Source organism: Sporosarcina sp. D27 (assembly GCF_000586555.1).
In the GTDB taxonomy this organism is placed as follows: domain Bacteria; phylum Bacillota; class Bacilli; order Bacillales_A; family Planococcaceae; genus Sporosarcina.
Genome location: NZ_AZUC01000058.1, coordinates 61,995 through 82,291, shown reverse-complemented (window position 1 = coordinate 82,291; position 20,297 = coordinate 61,995). Strand labels below are relative to the sequence as shown.

Genomic DNA, 20,297 nt, shown 5'->3' with positions numbered 1-20,297 from the left:
ATCGTGTACCACACATTACGTGTGTAACGACAGTCTGGACTTCACCGGGTTTCTCATTATCTCTGCCCGATATGTATAATTTCAAAATCTCTTTATGAAAGCGTTCCCTTTTCGGGAATATCACTATTCTAAATACTTAAAGAATTGAAGTCAAGATATTTTTTAAATTTTTATATGAATTATCAAACAAATTCTTCAGACGAATAGTAGTCTATCCTTTCCCCCGAAAATACTACTCACTTTATCTACAATGCTATCATTCTCATCTAGTAATATATGAGTCATGACCTATTTCCAAGGAGTTTTGTTACAATGAATAGTAATGTACATAATTCAGAGAAACTTGAGGACATGTCCATTTAAGAGATGAAGTAAAAAAATCCCAGCAAGCCCGTTACAAGTAAAGGCTCGACTGGGGATCCGATATTCTATTCCCTACCATTCAAAGCAAGTACAGTCCGATACAATACATCTACTGCCACTGGCAATGTATCTTCCTTAATATCAAAACGTTCGTTGTGATGACCTGCCGCAAGCTCAGTACCGAAAATACAGTACGTCGCCTGGCCGTGGTTATTTTTCACATGTTCCATGAAGTACGTGGCATCCTCGGAACCTGCAGATGCATTGTCTGCATGGTGGACTTTTGTAATGCCGATCGTCTCGTTTGCAACTGCACCAACCATTGCAGCTAACCCTTCTGAGCATTTACAACTGATGGCTTCACCGACAATATCGATTGAACACTCTACGTCATACATGACAGCCGCACCACGAAGTACGTTCTCTGCTTGCTTCCTTATGAACTCATTCACTTCAGAAGTTTCACCACGGGTCTCCAATTTCATGGTAGCGGTATCTGCTATGACGTTGCGTCCACCGCCACCTTGGAGTTCACCAACATTCACACGTGAGGTCCCTCCTGAGTGACGAGAAATCGCGTGCAAATTTAACGTTGCGCTGGCTGCTGCTAGTAACGCATTCTTCCCTTCTTCCGGCTGTGCTCCTGCGTGAGATGCGCGTCCTTTGAAAGTAACGTCCATTTTCGTGGACGCCATGAATCCATTCGCCGCTGAAACAAACTCACCATGTGGGACACCTGTGCCGATGTGGATTGCAATGAAGAAATCCGCATCATCGACAACACCTGCTTCTGTCATAGATTTCGCACCGCGAGCTCCTTCTTCAGCTGGTTGGAACACTATGCGGATTGTTCCGTTAAAGCTTTCAGGATCTTCCGCTACCAGTGTCGCAAGCCCAAGTCCTATTGTCGTATGTGCATCATGCCCACATGCATGCATGGAACCTTCCGCAATGGAACGGAAACCAAGTTTGCCAGGAACATGATCGTCATCTTGCGATTCAAAAATCGGTAATGCATCCATGTCGACACGGAACACAGTGACAGGTCCCGGACGTCCTGTATCCCAATCAGCGACAACTCCTGTAAATCCTTCTTCAAAATAAGGTAAGAACTCTTCAACTGCTCCATTTTCTGCAGCCCACTGTACATGAGCTGCTATCTGCTCAACTGAAGGTTTACCCAATATTTCATCTTCTACCATTACGTCTTTTCCAAGTCGGACATCAAATCCGAGACGCGTCACTTCCGCTGCAACTATGGAAGCCGTCCGCATTTCCAAAAATCCTTGCTCAGGATGACGGTGCAAATCGCGTCGCCATTCCGTTAGTTGTTCGTGTAACTTTACAACCATCTTGCTCCCTCCTAACGGTTACTTCAAAAATGGTGTAACGCCTGGTCCGAATGGAATACCTGCATAGAAGAATAACAGAATGAGCAAAATCCAAGCAATTAAGAAACAAATTGAGAATGGAAGCATTAGTGAAATGAGCGTGCCGATTCCTGCCTTTTTATCGTATTTCTGCATGAATGTCAGAACGACAACCATGTAAGGCAATAACGGAGTAATGATGTTTGTTGATGAATCGGCAACACGATACGCTACTTGTGTAAATGCTGGATGATAACCTAGTTGCATGAACAGTGGGACGAAAATCGGTGCTTCCAGTGCCCACTTTGCAGATCCGGATGTAATTAAGAAGTTCAAGAGTGATGTAAAAATGATATATCCTATAATCAGTCCAATTCCGGTAAAGTTGACAGATTCCAAGAATTCAGCACCATTCACTGCGATCCATGTACCTATGTTCGACCATCCGAAGTAGGCAATGAATTGCGAAATAGCGAAGATTAGAACGATATAGCCTGACATGTCTTTCATAGACTCCGCCATGTAACCTGCAACATCTTTTCCGCTCTTAATCTTCCCAACAGATATTCCAAACGTAATCCCTACGATTAAAAATAGGAATAAAATAATTGGAACAATCCCTGAGATGAACGGCGACGGAATCATGGTGCCTCCTTCACCACGGAGGGGACTATTTGGCCAAAAGATTCCTACTGCTAGGATTGCAAGATATAAAAGACCTGCAATCACTGCGTTACGTAATGCTTTTCCTGAACGAGGATCTTCTTCGTCCATCTCCAACTCAACGGCATCGCCTTTATATTTCCCTAGACGAGGTTCGATGAATTTAGACGTGATGAAGCCTGCTAGCAGCGTTAACATGAACACAGAAACTATATTGAAGTACCAGTTATCAACTGGTGAAACGGTTATCGAATCATCTACAATCTTCGCAGCTTCTGTTGTAATTCCAGCAAGTAATGCGTCTGTTCCTACGATGAATAAGTTCGCAGTAAATCCAGCACCCGCAGAAGCATAACCAACTGCTAGACCCGCGAGTGGATGACGCCCTACTTTGTAGAAAATCATTGCTGCGAGTGGTGGAACAAGAAGCATCGCTGCATCAGATGCAATGTTCCCCATAATCCCTACGAATGCGACTGCATAAGTTAGTAGCCAAGGAGGCGCCTTCATAATCGATTTCTTTATGGCATAATCGAACAAGCCAACTTTTTCAGTAAGACCAATTCCTAGCATCATCGCAAGCACGATACCGAGTGGCGCAAAGCCTGTAAAGTTCGTGATCATAGATTCCAGAATGTATTGCAAACCTTCGCCTGACAGTAAGTTGTTGATCGGCAAAGTTTCTCCTGTACCGGGGTGCTTCACCGATGCGTCAAACAGACTGAATATGAACGATGCAATCATGACTGCTACTGCCATGCCTACGAATAGAATGAACGGGTCTGGTAAACGGTTCCCCAACCGTTCGATGCCATTCAATGCTTTGTTAAAGAACCCCTTTTTTGCTGTTTCCACTCTCATTCCTCCTATTCTATTCAGCTACCGAGCGGTGAAGGCTGAACGCCTTCGGGTATCGGACATGTGTATGGATTTTCTTGAGCAAACTCGACAAACTCATCGCGAATCGGCGCCAGTAAGTCTGTATTTTCAAAAATTTTAAGTGCTGTGAGTGCCATGGATGCGCCCGCTCGTAACATCCCTTTGTGTGCATTTGACGATAGCCCTTGGCTTGTCATCTGCCACGTATGAAGCGGTGTCCCTAGCGCTGACGTAGAAGTCGACAATTGTGCGGTTGGTAAAATCCAACTTACATCCGAAACGTCGGTGGACGCAGTCAAAATTTCTGTTGGAACTTCATACGGCGCTATGCAATCAGACACATATTTCCCAACGAATTCAGAACCATCCCCTACATATCCAAATCCTTTCATAACGCCAAGATAATCTTTCTGCTCTGCCTTTGATAGTGATTCAAAGATGCCTTTTGCATACTCTTGTTCGTCATCCGTTGGTGGTTCGATTCCAATTTCTTGTAAACTTTCATACAAGATTTCTTCAAGTGCACGGTTCGGAATGTAATTCGAGCAGGCTTTATCCACTTCAACGGTCACTTGTGTTTCTGTCATAAGAGCTGCCCCTTCTGCAATTTTGTTCACCCGCTCAAACAAATCCATGACACGTTCTGTATTGACATCGCGAACTAAGTACAACACTTCCGCATTTGCTTGAACGACGTTTGGTGCAAATCCACCCGTATTCGTAATTGCATAGTGAATTCGTGCCTCGTCCGGCATGTGCTCCCGCAAATATTGAACACCCGTATTCATGAGCTCAACAGCATCAAGTGCACTACGTCCTAAATGCGGTGAGTTCGCGGCGTGTGATGGAACCCCTTTAAATCGATAAAACACTTGGATGTTCGCAAGTGTGCTCAAGCTCATAATGCTGTTTGTTGGCGATGGGTGCCATGTTAGAGCAAGATCAGTACCATCAAAGACACCTTCACGCGTCATGAACGTCTTACCAGATCCACCTTCTTCACCGGGACAACCGAAGAATTTCACAGTTCCAGGCAGCTTATGCTCTTCTAGGTACGCTTTCGCTGCGCATGCTGCGGCAAATGCACCGGTTCCGAGTAGATTATGTCCACAACCATGACCAATATGACGCTCCCAGCGTTTTTCTTCGATACAGTTCGGTTCCTGACTTAACTCAGGCAACGCATCGAATTCCCCCAGAAATCCAATGACTGGATGCCCTTGTCCAAAAGTCGCTGTGAATGCGGTTTCAATACCACCTACACCGCGTTCCACTTTGAATCCTTGCTGTTCACATTGCTCAGATAGGTACTTGGCAGATTCATATTCCTCAAACCGAGTTTCCGGATGATAAAAAATGTATTCGCTGACCTGTTCAAAATAAGTAGCATGGTGTTTTATATAGTCTTTTGTGAATGCTTGCAAACTCATATGCCTCTCCCCCTTAATATATTGAATACAAACAATAGACTGACTATATAGTAAATAGTATTTCAAGATTCGTCAATACACGACATATATTTTGTTAAATATAGATGTTAAGAAAAGTAGAGTTAGAACGTTTCATCCATCCTACGATTTTTTTAAGAGCGGTAGACCTAATAACTTTCCCTTTCAAAAGATAAAAAAATAAAGCTATCTCAAAAGTTTATAGAACTACATTTTGAGATAGCTTATTCCGAGTTTTGTGTATCAAGTTAGAAATTGAAACGAACTATCGTCAAGGGGATTCTGCTAACGGGTTACATCGGCCCCCAATTAATTAGCACGCCAATAATAAGGAAGATAATACCCAGGACAGTCCAAATCAGTAACAGTGGGAAAACGAAGCGCACCCATTTTGTCCATGAGATCCCTGCGATCGCTAAGTTTGCCATAAGAATCCCTGAAGTTGGTGTGATAACGTTTGTAAATCCGTCTCCCATTTTGTAAGCCTGAACGGCTACTTGACGAGGAATTTCCATCAAGTCAGCGAGTGGCGTCATAATTGGCATGACAATAACGGCCTGTCCACTTCCTGATGAAACGAGAATATTGAACAATTCGTTTGCTATGAACATGACTACAGCCCCGCTAACACTTGTAAAAGGAGTCATTACGTGTGCCATTCCATTAACGATGGTGTCCAAAATGTTCCCTTTTTCAAGAACAACTACGATTGAACGAGCCATCCCAATAATCATAGCTCCATAGACTAATCCTTTCGCTCCCTCGAAGAATTCTAAAACTAGTCGATTTGGTGATAGTTTTGCAATGATCGCAGTTCCTACAGCGATGATTAAGAAAATAGCTGCCATTTCATTTAGTGACCACTCGAACTTAAAAACACCGAATACATAGGTAGCGATGCCTAAGACGAGCCAGATAAGCACCAACTTATGAGTACCTGTAATTTCGACTTCTTTATTTAACTCCTCACGTTCTTCAATCTTTGGAAAGGGGGTTGAACCCAAAACGCTTTTCAAAGGATTCTTCTTAATCTTTTTCACATACCAAGAGACATATAGGATTGTCGTTAATAGAATAACGATATAAATAACAATACGATATCCGATTCCTGAGAATAAAGGCAACTGAGCAATTTGTTGTGCAGTCCCTGTTGTCAGTGGATCTAGAAATGCAGTATTAAATCCTGCGTATGCTCCCAAGTAAATAATTGAGACACCTACTACAGCATCTAACTTCATCGACCTCGCTAAAATGATTCCAATCGGGATGAATGCAATAACTGCATTTACAATAATTCCTAAAGTTCCAAAAATAGAAAACAGAACCATTACAATTGTGATTAAGACAAGCTCTTTGTTCTTCGTCTTCTCAATTGTTTTTAGAATCATGGCGTCAATCGCACCTGTCGATTCAATGACTGCAAAGGAACCGCCAATGATTAACACTAAAAAGATCAATGGCGCAGAACTAATCATTCCTTCCTGTATCGCAAGAAATACATCAATGAGACTGGCCGGTGTGCTGGCAACCTGTTCGTATCCATCTGGAACGACGACTGTAACACCATCAATTTCTTCCCGTTGAAACTCCCCTGCTGGAATGATATACGTCAAAACAGCCATAAGTGCCAATATTAAAAAGAGAATTACGTATGCATCCGGAATACCTATCTTTCTTTTCCGTTTTTCTTTCTCCATCAAAACACCCCATTCTGAATTGTCGTAACATTTCGTTGACTAACACTATAGTAAAGCCTATAATTTATTTTGACAATAATAAATTATAAGATTCATTCGAAAGTTGGAGAGTTAATGGACTTTATCGGAAAAACAAAAGCTGCCTATCCCAATTTAACATCAGGGTTGAAAAAGGTCGCTGACGCTTTATTAATCAATCCCATTATGTTTGCTACGCATCCAGCAAAAAAGATTGCAAGCCTAATTGACGTAAGTGAAACGATGATTATCCGGTTCGCAAAATCAATTGGTTATCCAGGGTTTGGTACGTTACAGACCGAAATTCAGAGAAGTCTTTTGTCGCTCACGCCCCCAAACGGAGTCGAATCCACAACTGTTTCCGACCCTTATTCTGGTGTGATGGAAAGCGATAGTAAAAATATTGCTCAAATCGCCAACCAGCTAGACTGGAAAACTACAGAAGCCGTTGTGGACCATCTTTCTACGTCTACATCTATAAAAGTCGTAGGTTATTATCAATCTTATGCTTATGCACATTGGTTCACATTTTTGCTTAACAGTTTACTAGGTAATACATCGTTGTATCACCCAGAAACTGAAATTGGCATCTCTACTTCTGGTAGAGGGAATTGTGTCGTTCTTTTTTCATTTTATCGTTACGCGCTCGGGTCAATTCGATTAGCAAAGGAAGCGAAGGAACGGGAGAACACCGTTATTATCATTACGGATTCCCTCGTGAGCCCCGCCAATGAGTTTGCAGATTATACCCTCGTCATACCAATTTCTCAGAAATCGGTTTTGGAAAAAGGACCTGTGACATTTTCGTTTTTGAATAGCATCCTTCTTCATATTGCCAAGAAAACTGGAAAGTTAAGCTTTGTAAACCCGACGAGTAATTATTTCATCAATGAAGACACTGATAACAATTGAAAGGGAGTTTTAACATGACCGCATTCAGCAAAGAGAAAGTATCCGAAACGTTCGCGCACTTACATGCTAATCCTGAATTGAGCTGGAAAGAGATTAAGACGACAGAATTTGTCAAACAAAAACTCGAAGAAGCTGGCTGCAAAGTTCGTGCCTTCGAGGATTGCACAGGAGTTATTGGGGATATTGGGAATTTTGATGAAGGGAATCCAATCATCGCTTTAAGAGCGGATATGGATGCATTATGGCAAGAAGTTGATGGAAACCTTCAGGCGAATCACTCATGTGGTCATGACGCCCATATGACGATGGTGCTAGGGGTACTTTGGAAACTGAAAGACACTCCCGAATTACTTAAAAATGTGGGCGTCCGCTTCATATTCCAGCCCGCTGAGGAAGTCGGCGCCGGAGCGTTGAAACTTGTCGATCACGGTGTCGTGGATGACGTGGATTATTATTACGGAATCCATTTGCGTCCATTCCAAGAAACAGAAAACGGGAAAGCGGCGCCAGCTATTATTCATGGCGCGACTGGTTCTATAGAATTAGAAATACGTGGGGATGACGCACACGGAGCACGTCCACATTTAAATTCGAATTCGATAGAGGTAGGAACGTACTTAGTGAACGCCATTCATACGATCTATCTAAATCCTACAATTCCACATTCAGCAAAAGTCACTCGCTTCCAAGCAGGAGGACAGAATACAAATATCATTCCCGGTAACGCCTCATTAGCAATCGACATTCGTGCTCAAACGAACGAACTAATGGAAGAGTTACAAAAGAAAGTATACGCAGTTATCGACTCTGCAAATAAGTTGTTTGAATCTAGCGTAAAAATCACGGAAGAACATGGAATTGCAGCAGCATGCGTAGACGCTGATGCACAAAAAGTCGCGCAGCGTGCAATTGAAATGAGTCTCGGTAAAGAAAATACTGTAGAGCCCATTCTTACACCCGGTGGAGACGATTTCCACTTTTACACCATTAAAAAGCCGCATCTAAAAGCTACGATGATTGGGCTAGGTTGTAATTTATCGCCCGGTCTTCATCACCCAAATATGACATTTGATAGAGATGCGATGTACAACGGCATTGATATTTTGACGACCATTGTCAAATTACATGCTGAAGGAGGAGTTGAATGATGCAATCCATCCATATTAAAGAGGTAATCCTCCACCATACGGAGGTATCGCTAATTGCCCCATTTACAACGAGTTTTGGAACAATGGAGCAAAAAGATGTTTGCCTAGTCGAAGTAGTAGACGAAACAGGAGTATCCGGCTGGGGAGAAACCGTTACAAGTAATGAGCCTTATTATAATGAAGAAACCACCGCTACAACCGTTTATATGCTAAAAGAATTTCTTATCCCCCGTTTGTTGAAGAACGAGATTTCTCATCCTAACGTTGTACACGATATGCTGTCATTTGTTAGAAGAAATAATATTGCTAAAGCGGCGATTGAGACTGCAATTTGGGATGTATTCGCTAAGAAAAATCATACCTCCATTGCAAACTTACTTGGTGGAACACAAACAGAAATTGCGGTGGGTAAAAGTATTGGCATTCAAGATACTCCTGCTAAATTAGTTGAAAAGGTTCGAGAGTTTGTTGATGAAGGTTTTAAAAAAATCAAAGTAAAGATTAAGCCCGGAGCAGACATAGAGTATCTAAAAGCTGTTCGCGATGCGTTTCCAACTATTCCTTTGATGGCGGATGCAAACTCAGCTTATACACTTAAAGATATTAACCACTTAAAAGAGTTGGATTCACTGAATCTTATGATGATTGAACAACCTCTAAGCCATGACGACATTGTGGATCACCGGCTCTTGCAACAAGAACTCACAACTCCTGTCTGTTTGGACGAGAGCGTTCACTCACTTGACGATGCGCGTAAGGCAATTGAATTAGGCAGCTGCAAAATCATTAACATTAAGATTGGACGCGTCGGTGGCTTATATGAAGCAAAGCGTATTCATGATTTATGTATGGAACACGACATCCCTGTTTGGTGTGGTGGCATGCTAGAAACAGGGGTTGGACGTGCGCACAACATCCAGCTGACTACGTTAAAAAACTTCACGATTCCAGGAGACACAGCGCCGTCAGCACATTATTGGAAAGAAGATATCGTGACACCAGAAATTGTAATGGATCACGGAATCATTCAAGTTCCTTCTGGAGATGGAATTGGATACGAAGTGGATCGGGATAAACTGAGCAAGGTATTGATAAGTTCTGAACGTATTACTGAAGTTGATACGACTCATCCGATACCTAGTGCGTGACTGGTTGAAAAAGGCTGTCAAGATTGTCAGTAGAAACTGATCCCTTCGGCAGCCAATTCTTTTGACAACACAGTTCATCTAGATGAACTGTGTTGAAAGGAATTTCAAAACTATATAGTAAGAAGTCACGTTGATTGAAGTGAAGGGTGTTGACTTCGGAAGGAATACTATTGAAAACGACCTAAGTTCGCGGCTTGCTGCCACACCGGTTGCATGACCTACATCCTGTCCGCCCCGTCCACCTGAAACGTAAATCAACACCGTTTCATTTCTAATTCATGAAATGCTAAAAAGGCTATCCTGAAGAGTCATTGACCTTCTGGGATAGCCTTTTCACATATAGAAATTATCGAATATCTTTTTCGATCTTACCGTCTTTGATAACAACTTGAATCGTATCATGATTTGCTAACGACTTAATATCTTCTAACGGATTACCTTTAGTAATGACAATGTCGGCAAATTTGCCTGTTTCAATTGTGCCGACGTTTTCTTCCCAACCGAGACATTCCGCCGCAGTTTTCGTAGATGCTACAATTGCATCCATCGGTGTCATCCCTGCGTTGCACATGAGTTCAAGTTCACGCAAGTTCGTACCGTGTTTGAATACACCAGCGTCAGTCCCCATCGCGATTTTCACTCCGGCTTTGTATGCTTTCGTGAAACTCTCAACATGATGATCGATGACTTCTTTCGACTTTTGAACCGCGCTTGCTGGCATCCCAGTTGCATCTGCTGTTTCAAGAACCGCAACAGGAGCTAGTAATGTCGGCACAAGATACGTTCCATTTTCAATCATAAGGTCAATGGCTTCATCGTCAATGAAAATCCCATGCTCGATTGAGTGAATGCCTGCACGTACTGCGTTTTTAATCCCTTCTGCACCTTGAGCGTGTGCCATGACGCGTGTGTTTTTGCGGAACTTCCCTTCTTCTACAATAACTTTCAGCTCTTCCAATGAAAACTGTGTAAATTCCGGATGATCCGTCGCACTCAACACTCCGCCTGTCGCATGGACTTTAATGACTTCAGCACCTGCACGTAGCATTTCACGCGTTTTCTTACGCACTTCTTCAACACCGTCACACATTCCGTTCGGCATGCCCGGATATTCTGAAGCAAGCAAGTCCACTGTTTTCCCTGAAACCGTATAACCATCTCCGTGACCACCTGTAGTCGTCAATGCGTTAATACTCAATTGCATTCGTGGTCCTGAAATCAAACCATCTTCCACTGCCTTTTTCACTCCAAGATCCGTACCAAGTGCATCCCGAACAGATGTGACGCCCGCGTGCAACGTAGTTTTTAAGTACTCTGCAGCTTGGTAATACATGAACGAAAACGGTGTAGCAAGACGCTCTGAGACTGGTGAATACTCCATCATCATATGCACATGCGTATCGATGAATCCTGGAACGATTGCGCCGCCTTGCGCATCAATTTCCTTCTCATTACCAGTTGGTTTATATCCTTTTTCATCCCCAACGTAGTCAATCCGATTTCCGGATACGACGACAATTTTATCTTTTGTTGGTTCTGCACCTGTTCCGTCTATAAGTAGTCCATTTTTAATAATTGTTTGTGTCATGAAAAACCCTCCATTTTATAATGTTTTGATCAAGATTCCCGCAATGACTACGGATGCAACAGTGACTGTCGTAAACCCACCGATAACCATTGGTGCTAGCAATTCATTGAAAATCACTTTTTCTTCTTTCTCGTCTCGTGCACAGCTCCGGCTCACTTCTTCACAGAGGATATAGTCTCCAGGGAAACCGAACAATGCTGTAAGAGCGACAGGCATTCCTTTGTAAGGGTGCCATTTGACAAGTTTTGCGGTGAGATATCCACCAATTGAGATCCCGATACTTCCTATTGCAAGGATAGTAATAATCGCCGGTAAATTCTCAATCACCTGACCTGGTGTCACGCCAGCCATTGAACCGATGACGACAAAGATGATGCCAATCATTGTAATCGTGAATGAATTTGCACGTTCCAGTTCGCTCGATTCAAATACGCCTAATTTCAAGCCCACAATCCCAATCAATAAGCACCAAAGTGTGTAGTGGATAGGTGTGACAGTACCAAGCGCTACTCCGATTGCTGCTCCAGCAAAAACGAAGAATAATTTAAGAACAGCACTCGTGCGTAAAGGACTTTTCTTCTTCTGTACAACTTTTGCCTCTTCTGTCTCCATAGACTCACCCGCCATTGAAACAAAAGAACCATCGTCGATTTGACCTTGGATGACTCCTGCATATTTCTTCATGAAATGCATTGCAAGCGGCATTCCGACAACACCTTGAAAAGCCACGACTAGCGCAGGAATGATGACAATTGACGTCAATCCGAGTTCTTTCAATTTCTCTGAAGTTACAAGAAGGGCAATGATGCCGCCACTAACTGGCCCCACCCCTGCAACCGCTGTAGGATAATCAAAAATCAATGGAACGATGAGTAAAATTAAGATTCCTGAGACAATTACACCGCCAAGGGCAATAAGGACCGCCTTGTACTGCGACTTCACAAGTGAAAATGGAATCATCGTTCCCATATGTACAATCGCCGGTCCAATTAAAATAGCACCGAGTGCAGCGAATTGGGAGACTTCTAAAATATCTTTCGGGAATATTCCAGTCCAAGTGAGAACTAGGAATCCGACCATTGCTGTAAGCAACATCGGGATTCGTGCTCTGGAGACAATGGATAACCATTCGCCGAGGGCAATTAATGAAAGTACTAGTACAGTTGCTATGAGTGGATTAGAAAGCATTCGGCTCATCCCCCTTTTGTGATTTTTCTAGTATTTCGCAATTCTTTAGATGCGAGATATTCAATATATCACCGATATTTTTATATGTAAATAGTTTTTTCGACACCTTTCGACTTTTCTGTGTATTTATTATTTTTGTAATCGCTTACTTCATTGTCTTTATCATATTTGCCAAACGACATTTTTTTAAAGTTAAAATACATGTCTTTTCATTTTTCCGATATTTCAGCTCGTTAAGTGTCTCTTCCCTTTAGCTCTGGTACTCAAAAAAGGGAATTCTCATCCACCTCTATGCTTCAAATCAACTACCAAGGACAACAAAAAAGCCTGCAATGCTTTTTGCAGGCTAAAAATCGATGTATTATGAGATCCGTTACTTGTTGGAGCACTTGTCTTTACGTCACTGTTATCGATCGACGCTTTAAAGATGGCGCTTTGCCTTGTACTTTTTCCCCTTTTGGAGCAAGCAATTGTTCAATGACACTCACAAACTGTTCGTCAGTTTGGATAGCCAATTCGTCTGAATATGCATCCATCGCAATTTTCCAAGATTCCATTCGTTTCTTGTCTGACAACATTTCTCGCAGCTGATCAACTAACGGAGTACCAGGCGTGAGCTGTGTGACCAATCCTTTTGGAATCAGGGTTTCTAAGTTCATTTCTTCCTGACCAGGTAATGCAGAATGGATAAACATCGGGATTCTTTTACGGAGCGCTTCGCTCACTGTAACTCCACCCGGTTTTGTGACAAGGGCGTCTGCAGCCTCGTAGAGATCATTCATCTCTTCTCGGGAAGTTACGTACGATATCGGTTGGATATGGGAGAGGTTCCAAGACTCGATTTTTCGATACAATCGCTCATTGTGTCCACAAAGCACAACAAATTGAAAATCATCGACTTGCTCCAGTTCTTCAAGCATTCGGGATGGACATCCTAATCCACTGTTTCCGCCTGCTAGAAGAATCATAGGTTTGTGGTGTGGGTCGTGCAAGGACGTTCTGCTGTCAGGACGCCTGATCTTTCGGTGAACTGGAATTCCCGTGACAATTAGCTGTCCAGGTACGTTCTGATCCTTCGTCAACTGCTCCTTCGATTCTAAAGTTGGCAGGAAATGTGCATCGATTCCACGATGTCCCCAGTAATCATGAACGAAAAAGTCCGTATAGACATTAACGACCGGTACGTGGCATTGGCCGGATAGTTTCAGTTTACTGAGCATACAAGAGGGCAGACTGTGCGTACAGAAAATGAGGTCTGGCTGCTCCTCTCTCAACATTTTTTTCAACTTATGCAAAAACAGCGGTTGATGCCAAATATACTGTTCGTCCAGTGGCTCTTGGCTAAAATAGAGTTTTTTATATGTCTTGCTATACAGACGAGGTGCTCGTTTAATCCATTGCAAATAGCCTGTTGTAATGACTTTTTCCAACACTTTATTCGTTTCCGACAACAAGTCGATTTTTTTCACTTCAGCGTCAGGATACCGCTGCTGAACTAAATCCATCAGTGCTTCCGCTGCCTGATGATGTCCTGATTGCATTTGTAAATACGGAAAAAACAAGACCTTCTTCATCTTTTGCACCTCCTATGTACGTGTTTTATAGTTTTTCACTTTCTTTTTCGACTTCACTCTTTTAAAAAGGAACCAGCCGATCATCAATACTAAGAAAAATAGACCTACGAGAGAAGCGTAACTTGGATTAACATGGAACGAACGGCCGAGCACATATCCTGCTATCAGAAAAGGCACCACCCAAAGAATGGTTCCAAAAACAGCCAGCCCGATGAACTGAAAGAAAGGCATAGCTGTCAATCCTGCAAAGTATGGACTGATCTGCCGAATACCCGGCATATAAAACCCAAACAAAACTGTGCGTTTGCGTCTCCGTTTAAACGATTGCTCCGCTTTTCCCCAGCGTTCTTGTGTCAGACCGATAAATTTCCCGACTTTGTGTAACAGTGGGTATCCAATGAATCGACCTCCTGCGTAAGCGGTCAACATGCCAGTCAATGCGCCCAGTACCGCAGCGATTGAAGATGGAATCAGATGAAGTTGATGTTGCGCAATCAAGACACCGATCAAAAAGATCAGCGATTCTTCAGGTGAAGGAATGCCGACAATCCCAAAGAACAAGAGGATGAAAATGACGATGCTACCATACTGAAGAAGATAGTCTGTCATCGCTTCAATGGACATGACCATGCTCCTGTCCATACTTCATCAGCTCATCTGGTGCGATGAATCGGGTACCTTTTTTAGTCGCTTCCTGAATATAAGATTCCAGCACGCGAAGCATATGTGCAGGAGCTTCGTCATCCGCTCCCGGGTTGCTTCCATCATCATGCAACACCACAATCGATCCATCCGCTGGGATTGCACGCAACCTTTTAGACAATTGTTCATCGCATGTACGAATCTTCCAATCTCCCACAATGTGTGTCCACATGATCGTGTTGAATTGACGTGAGACGGGCAAGGTCGCTAGATTGAAACGTCCCCAAGGAGGACGATAAAAAGTAGGTTCACTTCCAGTGAGTTCTTTAATCACTTTGGCGGTACGCTTGATCTGTTGATGAGTTTGTTGAGGAGTGAGTCGCCAAGTTGACACATGTTCGTAATGGTGGATGCCAATTGAGTGTCCTTCCGCATGCATTCTTTGTATGATTTCCGGATAGTTTTCGGCATGCCTCCCTACGACGAAAAAAACAGCTTTGATATTATAATGTGCTAACAAATCGAGCAATCTCGGTGTATAAATTGGATTTGGACCATCGTCGAATGTAAGCGCAATTCCTGTGCCGTTACACACCTTTTTACGGATTCCGATACTCGTTATGCGTATAAGTAGCGTGGCCGCATATGTGTACAAACTATAAATCAGTATTGGAATCGCAAAGAAAGTCAGTATCCCCTTCCTCATCGATCTCCCTCCTCTCACTTCTCTTGTATACTATGTTTTACCCATTCTTTTGGAAGCTGAACATCTTTAGTATGACAAATCTTTCTTTTGAAATAACTAGGGAATTCATGAAGACTTTCTTAAGATTACAAGTAATGCATGAACCGTCTATTTAGTTATATGGAAAAACCGTGCATGGCGTTCATGCACGGTTTCTTTTTATTGTCATATTCGGATGTTGGCGGTTTTCGTTCTTCGATTGTTCCGCTGGAGTCACAGTCTTCCACTCAAACAACGGAGCTAATAGAGAATTAGCTTCTAAGTTACTAATAGGACAACATCAGAATTATTCCGCAAACAAAGAAATCATCTGTTGTGTGTGAACATCAACCAATCCGAGATCTGTGATACGGATTTCTGGGATAACTGTAAGTGTCAGCGATGAGAGGGCCATGGATGGTGATCTTCTGCCGACTTGAACTCCCATTGAGCGTGCGACTTCGTTGAACTTTTCAACTTTCGGACCGAGCTGTTCGATTGGTTCAGCTGCCATCAGCCCTGCGATTGGTAGATCCACTTGTGCTTGCACGATCCCATCCTTTATCAAACACAATCCACCACCTGATGCTGCTAGTGCTTGTGATGCAGCGTACATATCAGCTGCGTTTGTACCGACGGATACTAGATTATGGCTATCGTGTGCGACAGTCGTTGCGTATGCACCCTCACGAAGACCTGCATTTTTCAGTACACCAACGAATGGCTTACGATTCTGTCCATGACGCCCCGTAACCGATGCGAATAGATACCCTTCCGGCAACTCAGAAATCACACCATCTTTAACATGTAATTCCACTGTTCCGCGCGCTGTTGTCCCGATTTTCGTCATTTCCATTGATGTCACAGTGACTTTTCCGTTTTCAATCGGTGCTTTAAGAACAAAATCTGAAGCATTAAGTTCCGGGAGCTTGACAGTATTCTTTGTCAAAGGAGGCACAGCGCTTTCGATTGTTTCAAGAATCTCGCCCGATTTCACAACCATCCGACCTTCTGACCAAACGTCTGCCACTTTCATGGTTTCGAGTGATTCCACTAAGGAGAAGTCCGCGATGTAGCCCGGTGCGATCGCCCCACGATCATGTAGCCCAAATCGTTGCGCCCCATGTAACGTGGCAAAACGAATAGCAAGTGGCGCTGGAATTCCTTCTTCGATACAGCGACGGACGACACGGTTCAACTGACCATTATGCAACATATCATTCGGTTCCACATCGTCTGTACACATTGCGATATTTGATGCATAAGGTAGCTGTTGCCATGCTTGTGCTGCGATGTCAGCGAACTGGCTAACACTCGATTCACGAATGTAAATGAGCATCCCCGCACGCAATTTTTCTACGATTTCCTCAACTGTACGACTTTCATGATCGGAATTCACACCAGCTGCTAAATACGCCGCAAGATCACGTCCACCAGCACGTGGCAAGTGGCCTTCATTCAATACGCCTGCATCGAGACCGGTTTGTACAATCCCTGCCATTCGCTCATTCTGCTGGATGACCCCAATGTAATCCATGATTTCTGCGATTCCGACAACATCAGGTAATTTCAACAACTCCGCCACTTCAGCAGGTCCAAACTCAGCACCTGCCGTTTCCACGCCCGGTACAGCGGGAACACATGAAGGAATCGTCGTCAAGATTTGAACAGGAAGTCCTCGACTCGCTTCCACCATATACTGAACACCCTCTGCACCAAGTACATTTCCGATCTCATGCGGGTCGATTACAGCAACAGTCGTCCCCCGTTGAATCAGTGCCCGGGCAAACATATCTGGTGTCACCATCGTGCTCTCGATATGGACGTGACAGTCAATCAATCCCGGAATCGCGTACTTTCCACGACCATCGACGACTATCTCCCCTTCTAGTTTGAAGTCTGGTTGTCCATTTTCGTATCTGGCAATCGCGCTGAATCGATTTTCTTTAATTCCGATATCCGCCTGATAGATTTCTGCCGTAAATACGTTGACGAGTTGAACCCCTTCGATCACCGTATCCATCCGGACATCTCCACGTGCAGCAGCTGTAATTTGTTTCCGAGTATACATAAAATCTATCTCCTATCTATAGTTATTCTGCAATTGTAACAAAATATAAAATGAGCGGTACAACAAGCACATAAAGCCCAGGGTGAATCTCTTTATGACGTCCTGAAAGTGCCTTAACAATAACGTAAATGATAATCCCTGCTGCGATTCCGTTACCGAAGTTGAATGTGAAAATTGTAATGACAATCGTCATGAACGCTGGAAGTGATTCCGTCACGTCTTCAAAGTTGATGTTGCGCACAGCAGATAGCATCGTCAATCCTACCAATATCAATGCAGGTGCAGTTGCCTCAGTCGGGATAATCATAATCAGCGGGGTGATGAAAATCGTTAGCAAAAATAAAAGTCCAGTTGTAACCGCGGTTAGTCCAGTCCGACCTCCTGCTTCCACACCTGCTGCAGATTCTACATACGTTGTCATCACGGGTACGGAAAATAGCGATCCAAGTGCCGTTCCGCCTGCATCGACGAGAAATGGCTTATCGATATTCGGCAAGTCTCCATTTTTGTCCAACATATTCCCTTTACTCCCGACACCTAACATCGTTCCTAGGCTTGAGAAAAAGTCAGGAATGAAAAACGCCAGTAAGAACGGGAAATACTCCAATTTCACAGCATCTAAAATATCCAATTTGAATGCAACAGGTGCAATACTTTCTGGCATAGAAAATACCGAGGTCGGTAGCTTTGTTATGCCCATCGGGATTCCAATGATTGTTACTAATACGATTCCAATCAACAAATGCCCACGGACCTTACGAGCCAACAGCACTGCCATGATGAAAAATCCAATCAGTGCGAGAATCGCATTCGGTGAACTTAGATCACCTAACTGAAGCGAGTTTGACTTTTCGCTAGCCTGTACAAGACCTGCACTTCTGAATCCAATCAAAGCGATGAACAGCCCTACCCCTGCACCTATGGAGAGTTTGATGGCGGGCGGCATAAGCCGTACAATTAGTTTTCTAAGTCCCAAAATGGTAAATAAAACGAACAGAATACCTGAGATGAACACCATCCCCATACCCGTCTGCCAAGGAATTCCTTCTGAAAGGACAAGTGTGACCGATAGAAAAGCAACAGATCCTAGACCTGGCGCGAGTGCGAACGGCCGGTTGCTGTATAGCCCCATTATGATAGTAATAACACCCGTCATCAAAATAACTGCTACTGTCGCAGGACCTTTTGGCAATCCTGCGTTGTCCAACATGCCAGGTACGACAATCAGAACATACAGCATTGTCATGAAAACCGTTAACCCCGCAGCCATTTCCGTTCGAGGCGTCGTGCCGAATTCTTTTAGCTTAAACAATTTCTCTGTTATCCCTTTTGCATTCATCTGCAAACCTCCTAATTATCGTTCATACTTACTTGTACTAACGTAATATCTCTTGTGTCTCTATTTATTGCATACGCATGCAATAAAAAAGTCCAGCATGCAACAAGTAGTTGCAAGCCGGACATACGAAAGTCAAAGGGTGTGTGAAGACCTCACGATTTCTTTATGCTAAAGAACACAAAAAACCACAATGCTTACACACTATTCTTCAACTCGTAGTCCGGTTCTTTCAATGGGAACCTGGTAGAGACGCTCAGACCGTATTACTGAACATATACGAGATTATATTCACTTTTATCACTTCGTCAGTATACATAGATTGTTATTCAATCACAAGCATTTTATGAACAATAATGTTTTTATATCATTAATCGTTCGTCTTTAAAGCTGTCTCTTTCAAAAACAAATGCATTCATGCCACTTTTTACCCACTTGCAACACATTTATACCCAGTTTCCGATTTCATCGAATAATAAAAGAGCAACCTTTCAACTCGGAAGGTCACTCTATCTCCAGATCGGATTATATATTCGCTAGCATTCTTTGCAATAATGCTTCAATTGCTGGTGGGCGATATCTATTTTTCACATAAGCTAAATACACTGTCCGTTCAAGACTTGGGCTATCCAGTTCTCGAATTGCGAGAGTTTCTGGCACAACTTCCCCAATGTAGTTTCTAGGAATAATAGAGACTCCTATCCCTGCCTCCACTAAAGTCAAAATGGTTTCGAAGCGATCCGCGTCGTAGCAAATATCCATGCTTACGCCCGCTTCTTTAAACGCTTCATTAATATTCACACGTGTTTGAAATCCTCTACTCGTGATGATAAACGGCTCATCGGCTAGATGTCCCAGTTCAATATATGCCCGACTCGCTAGAGGGTGCGCTGCATTCAAGACGAGTACCAATTTTTCTTTGTACAAAGGCGCGGTTACAATATCAGGTTCATCGATAAATTCATTCGTCAAACAAATATGTACCGCATAATCGCGTAAAGCCTTCTCAATATCATTGCGTCCAAGGACTTCTTTGAGAACGACATGCATATCAGGATATTCCTCCCTATACCACTTCAAAACATTAGGAATCCAGTTTTTCACAGATTCAATCATGCCCAGTCTTACTTCTCCGCTACCTGCCACTTTCACTTCGTTTACTTCTTTTTCAAAAATATCCATTTCAGATAAGATGTGAAGGGCACGCTCGTAAAACACGCGACCCGATTCCGTCAAATCCACCCGCTTTGTTGTCCGATCCAATAACTGAAAGCCAATTTGCCCTTCAAGCGTCCGGATCGCTTTACTGAGTGAAGGTTGAGACAAATGTAACTTAGTGGCAGCTCCTGAAAAACCACCTTCTTTAACGACAGCTACAAAGTAACGAAGCTGTTTGATGTCCATTGTCCTCATCTCCTTCTTTCGATCTATTATAACCTAAAAGCATAAGTAAATGAATTATAGATATTTGAAATAATAAATGACTGCTCGTATAATGAAGCGTATTGCATTTAACTTTGAAAGGGTG

General features: G+C 43.1%; 15 protein-coding genes and 1 riboswitch. Of the genes, 3 read left to right on the top strand and 12 right to left on the bottom strand.

Going from position 1 to position 20,297, the window contains the following annotated elements:
* Positions 1–428: 428 nt before the first annotated feature.
* The 4 genes from N693_RS0115775 to N693_RS0115760 form a co-directional block, all read right to left on the bottom strand.
* Positions 429–1,715: an amidohydrolase gene (locus N693_RS0115775; protein ID WP_025785796.1), complete on the bottom strand. Its 1,287-nt coding sequence runs from the start codon at positions 1,713–1,715 to the stop codon at positions 429–431.
* A gap of 18 nt (positions 1,716–1,733) precedes the next feature.
* On the bottom strand, positions 1,734–3,257 hold the full coding sequence (locus N693_RS0115770) for an AbgT family transporter (protein ID WP_025785795.1): 1,524 nt from the start codon (positions 3,255–3,257) through the stop codon (positions 1,734–1,736).
* Between the two features lie 14 nt (positions 3,258–3,271).
* Positions 3,272–4,705, bottom strand: a complete 1,434-nt coding sequence (locus tag N693_RS0115765; protein WP_025785794.1) for a M20 family metallopeptidase — start codon at positions 4,703–4,705, stop codon at positions 3,272–3,274.
* 311 nt (positions 4,706–5,016) lie between these two features.
* Positions 5,017–6,420: a YfcC family protein gene (locus N693_RS0115760; protein ID WP_025785793.1), complete on the bottom strand. Its 1,404-nt coding sequence runs from the start codon at positions 6,418–6,420 to the stop codon at positions 5,017–5,019.
* Positions 6,421–6,534: 114 nt separating this feature from the next.
* Here N693_RS0115760 and N693_RS0115755 point away from each other — a divergent pair, with 114 nt between their 5' ends.
* Genes N693_RS0115755 through menC form a run of 3 tightly spaced genes read left to right on the top strand, consistent with a single transcriptional unit; the run spans position 6,535 to position 9,646 of the window.
* A complete protein-coding gene (locus N693_RS0115755) occupies positions 6,535–7,350 on the top strand; it encodes a MurR/RpiR family transcriptional regulator (RefSeq protein ID WP_025785792.1) in 816 nt (271 codons plus the stop codon).
* Between the two features lie 14 nt (positions 7,351–7,364).
* A complete protein-coding gene (locus tag N693_RS0115750) occupies positions 7,365–8,498 on the top strand; it encodes a M20 peptidase aminoacylase family protein (protein WP_025785791.1) in 1,134 nt (377 codons plus the stop codon).
* Positions 8,498–9,646 carry an o-succinylbenzoate synthase gene (gene menC / locus N693_RS0115745; protein WP_172643606.1) on the top strand — a complete coding sequence of 383 codons (1,149 nt, stop codon included), beginning with the start codon at positions 8,498–8,500 and terminating at the stop codon, positions 9,644–9,646. The genes N693_RS0115750 and menC overlap by 1 nt, the downstream gene beginning before the upstream one ends.
* Positions 9,647–9,992: 346 nt before the next feature.
* Here the strand turns inward: menC and N693_RS0115740 are convergent, their stop codons facing one another.
* The 8 genes from N693_RS0115740 to N693_RS0115705 all read right to left on the bottom strand — a co-directional run bounded on the left by N693_RS0115740 (position 9,993) and on the right by N693_RS0115705 (position 20,173).
* Complete coding sequence (locus N693_RS0115740) at positions 9,993–11,234, bottom strand: amidohydrolase family protein (protein ID WP_025785789.1); 1,242 nt, start codon at positions 11,232–11,234, stop codon at positions 9,993–9,995.
* Between the two features lie 15 nt (positions 11,235–11,249).
* Positions 11,250–12,422, bottom strand: coding sequence for a hypothetical protein (locus tag N693_RS0115735; RefSeq protein ID WP_025785788.1), 1,173 nt, complete (start codon positions 12,420–12,422; stop codon positions 11,250–11,252).
* Positions 12,423–12,817: 395 nt separating this feature from the next.
* Positions 12,818–13,996, bottom strand: coding sequence for a hypothetical protein (locus tag N693_RS0115730; protein WP_025785787.1), 1,179 nt, complete (start codon positions 13,994–13,996; stop codon positions 12,818–12,820).
* 12 nt (positions 13,997–14,008) lie between these two features.
* On the bottom strand, positions 14,009–14,620 hold the full coding sequence (locus N693_RS0115725; protein WP_025785786.1) for a DedA family protein: 612 nt from the start codon (positions 14,618–14,620) through the stop codon (positions 14,009–14,011).
* Positions 14,610–15,344, bottom strand: a complete 735-nt coding sequence (locus N693_RS0115720) for a polysaccharide deacetylase family protein (RefSeq protein ID WP_051508759.1) — start codon at positions 15,342–15,344, stop codon at positions 14,610–14,612. The genes N693_RS0115725 and N693_RS0115720 overlap by 11 nt, the downstream gene beginning before the upstream one ends.
* A 325-nt stretch (positions 15,345–15,669) precedes the next feature.
* Entirely contained in the window at positions 15,670–17,433 is a 1,764-nt protein-coding gene (locus tag N693_RS0115715; protein ID WP_025785784.1) for an adenine deaminase, read from the bottom strand.
* Positions 17,434–17,455: 22 nt separating this feature from the next.
* Positions 17,456–18,772, bottom strand: a complete 1,317-nt coding sequence (locus N693_RS0115710; RefSeq protein WP_025785783.1) for an NCS2 family permease — start codon at positions 18,770–18,772, stop codon at positions 17,456–17,458.
* Positions 18,773–18,968: 196 nt separating this feature from the next.
* A riboswitch (purine riboswitch) is annotated at positions 18,969–19,072 on the bottom strand.
* A gap of 222 nt (positions 19,073–19,294) precedes the next feature.
* Complete coding sequence (locus tag N693_RS0115705; protein WP_025785782.1) at positions 19,295–20,173, bottom strand: LysR family transcriptional regulator; 879 nt, start codon at positions 20,171–20,173, stop codon at positions 19,295–19,297.
* Positions 20,174–20,297 lie beyond the last annotated feature (124 nt).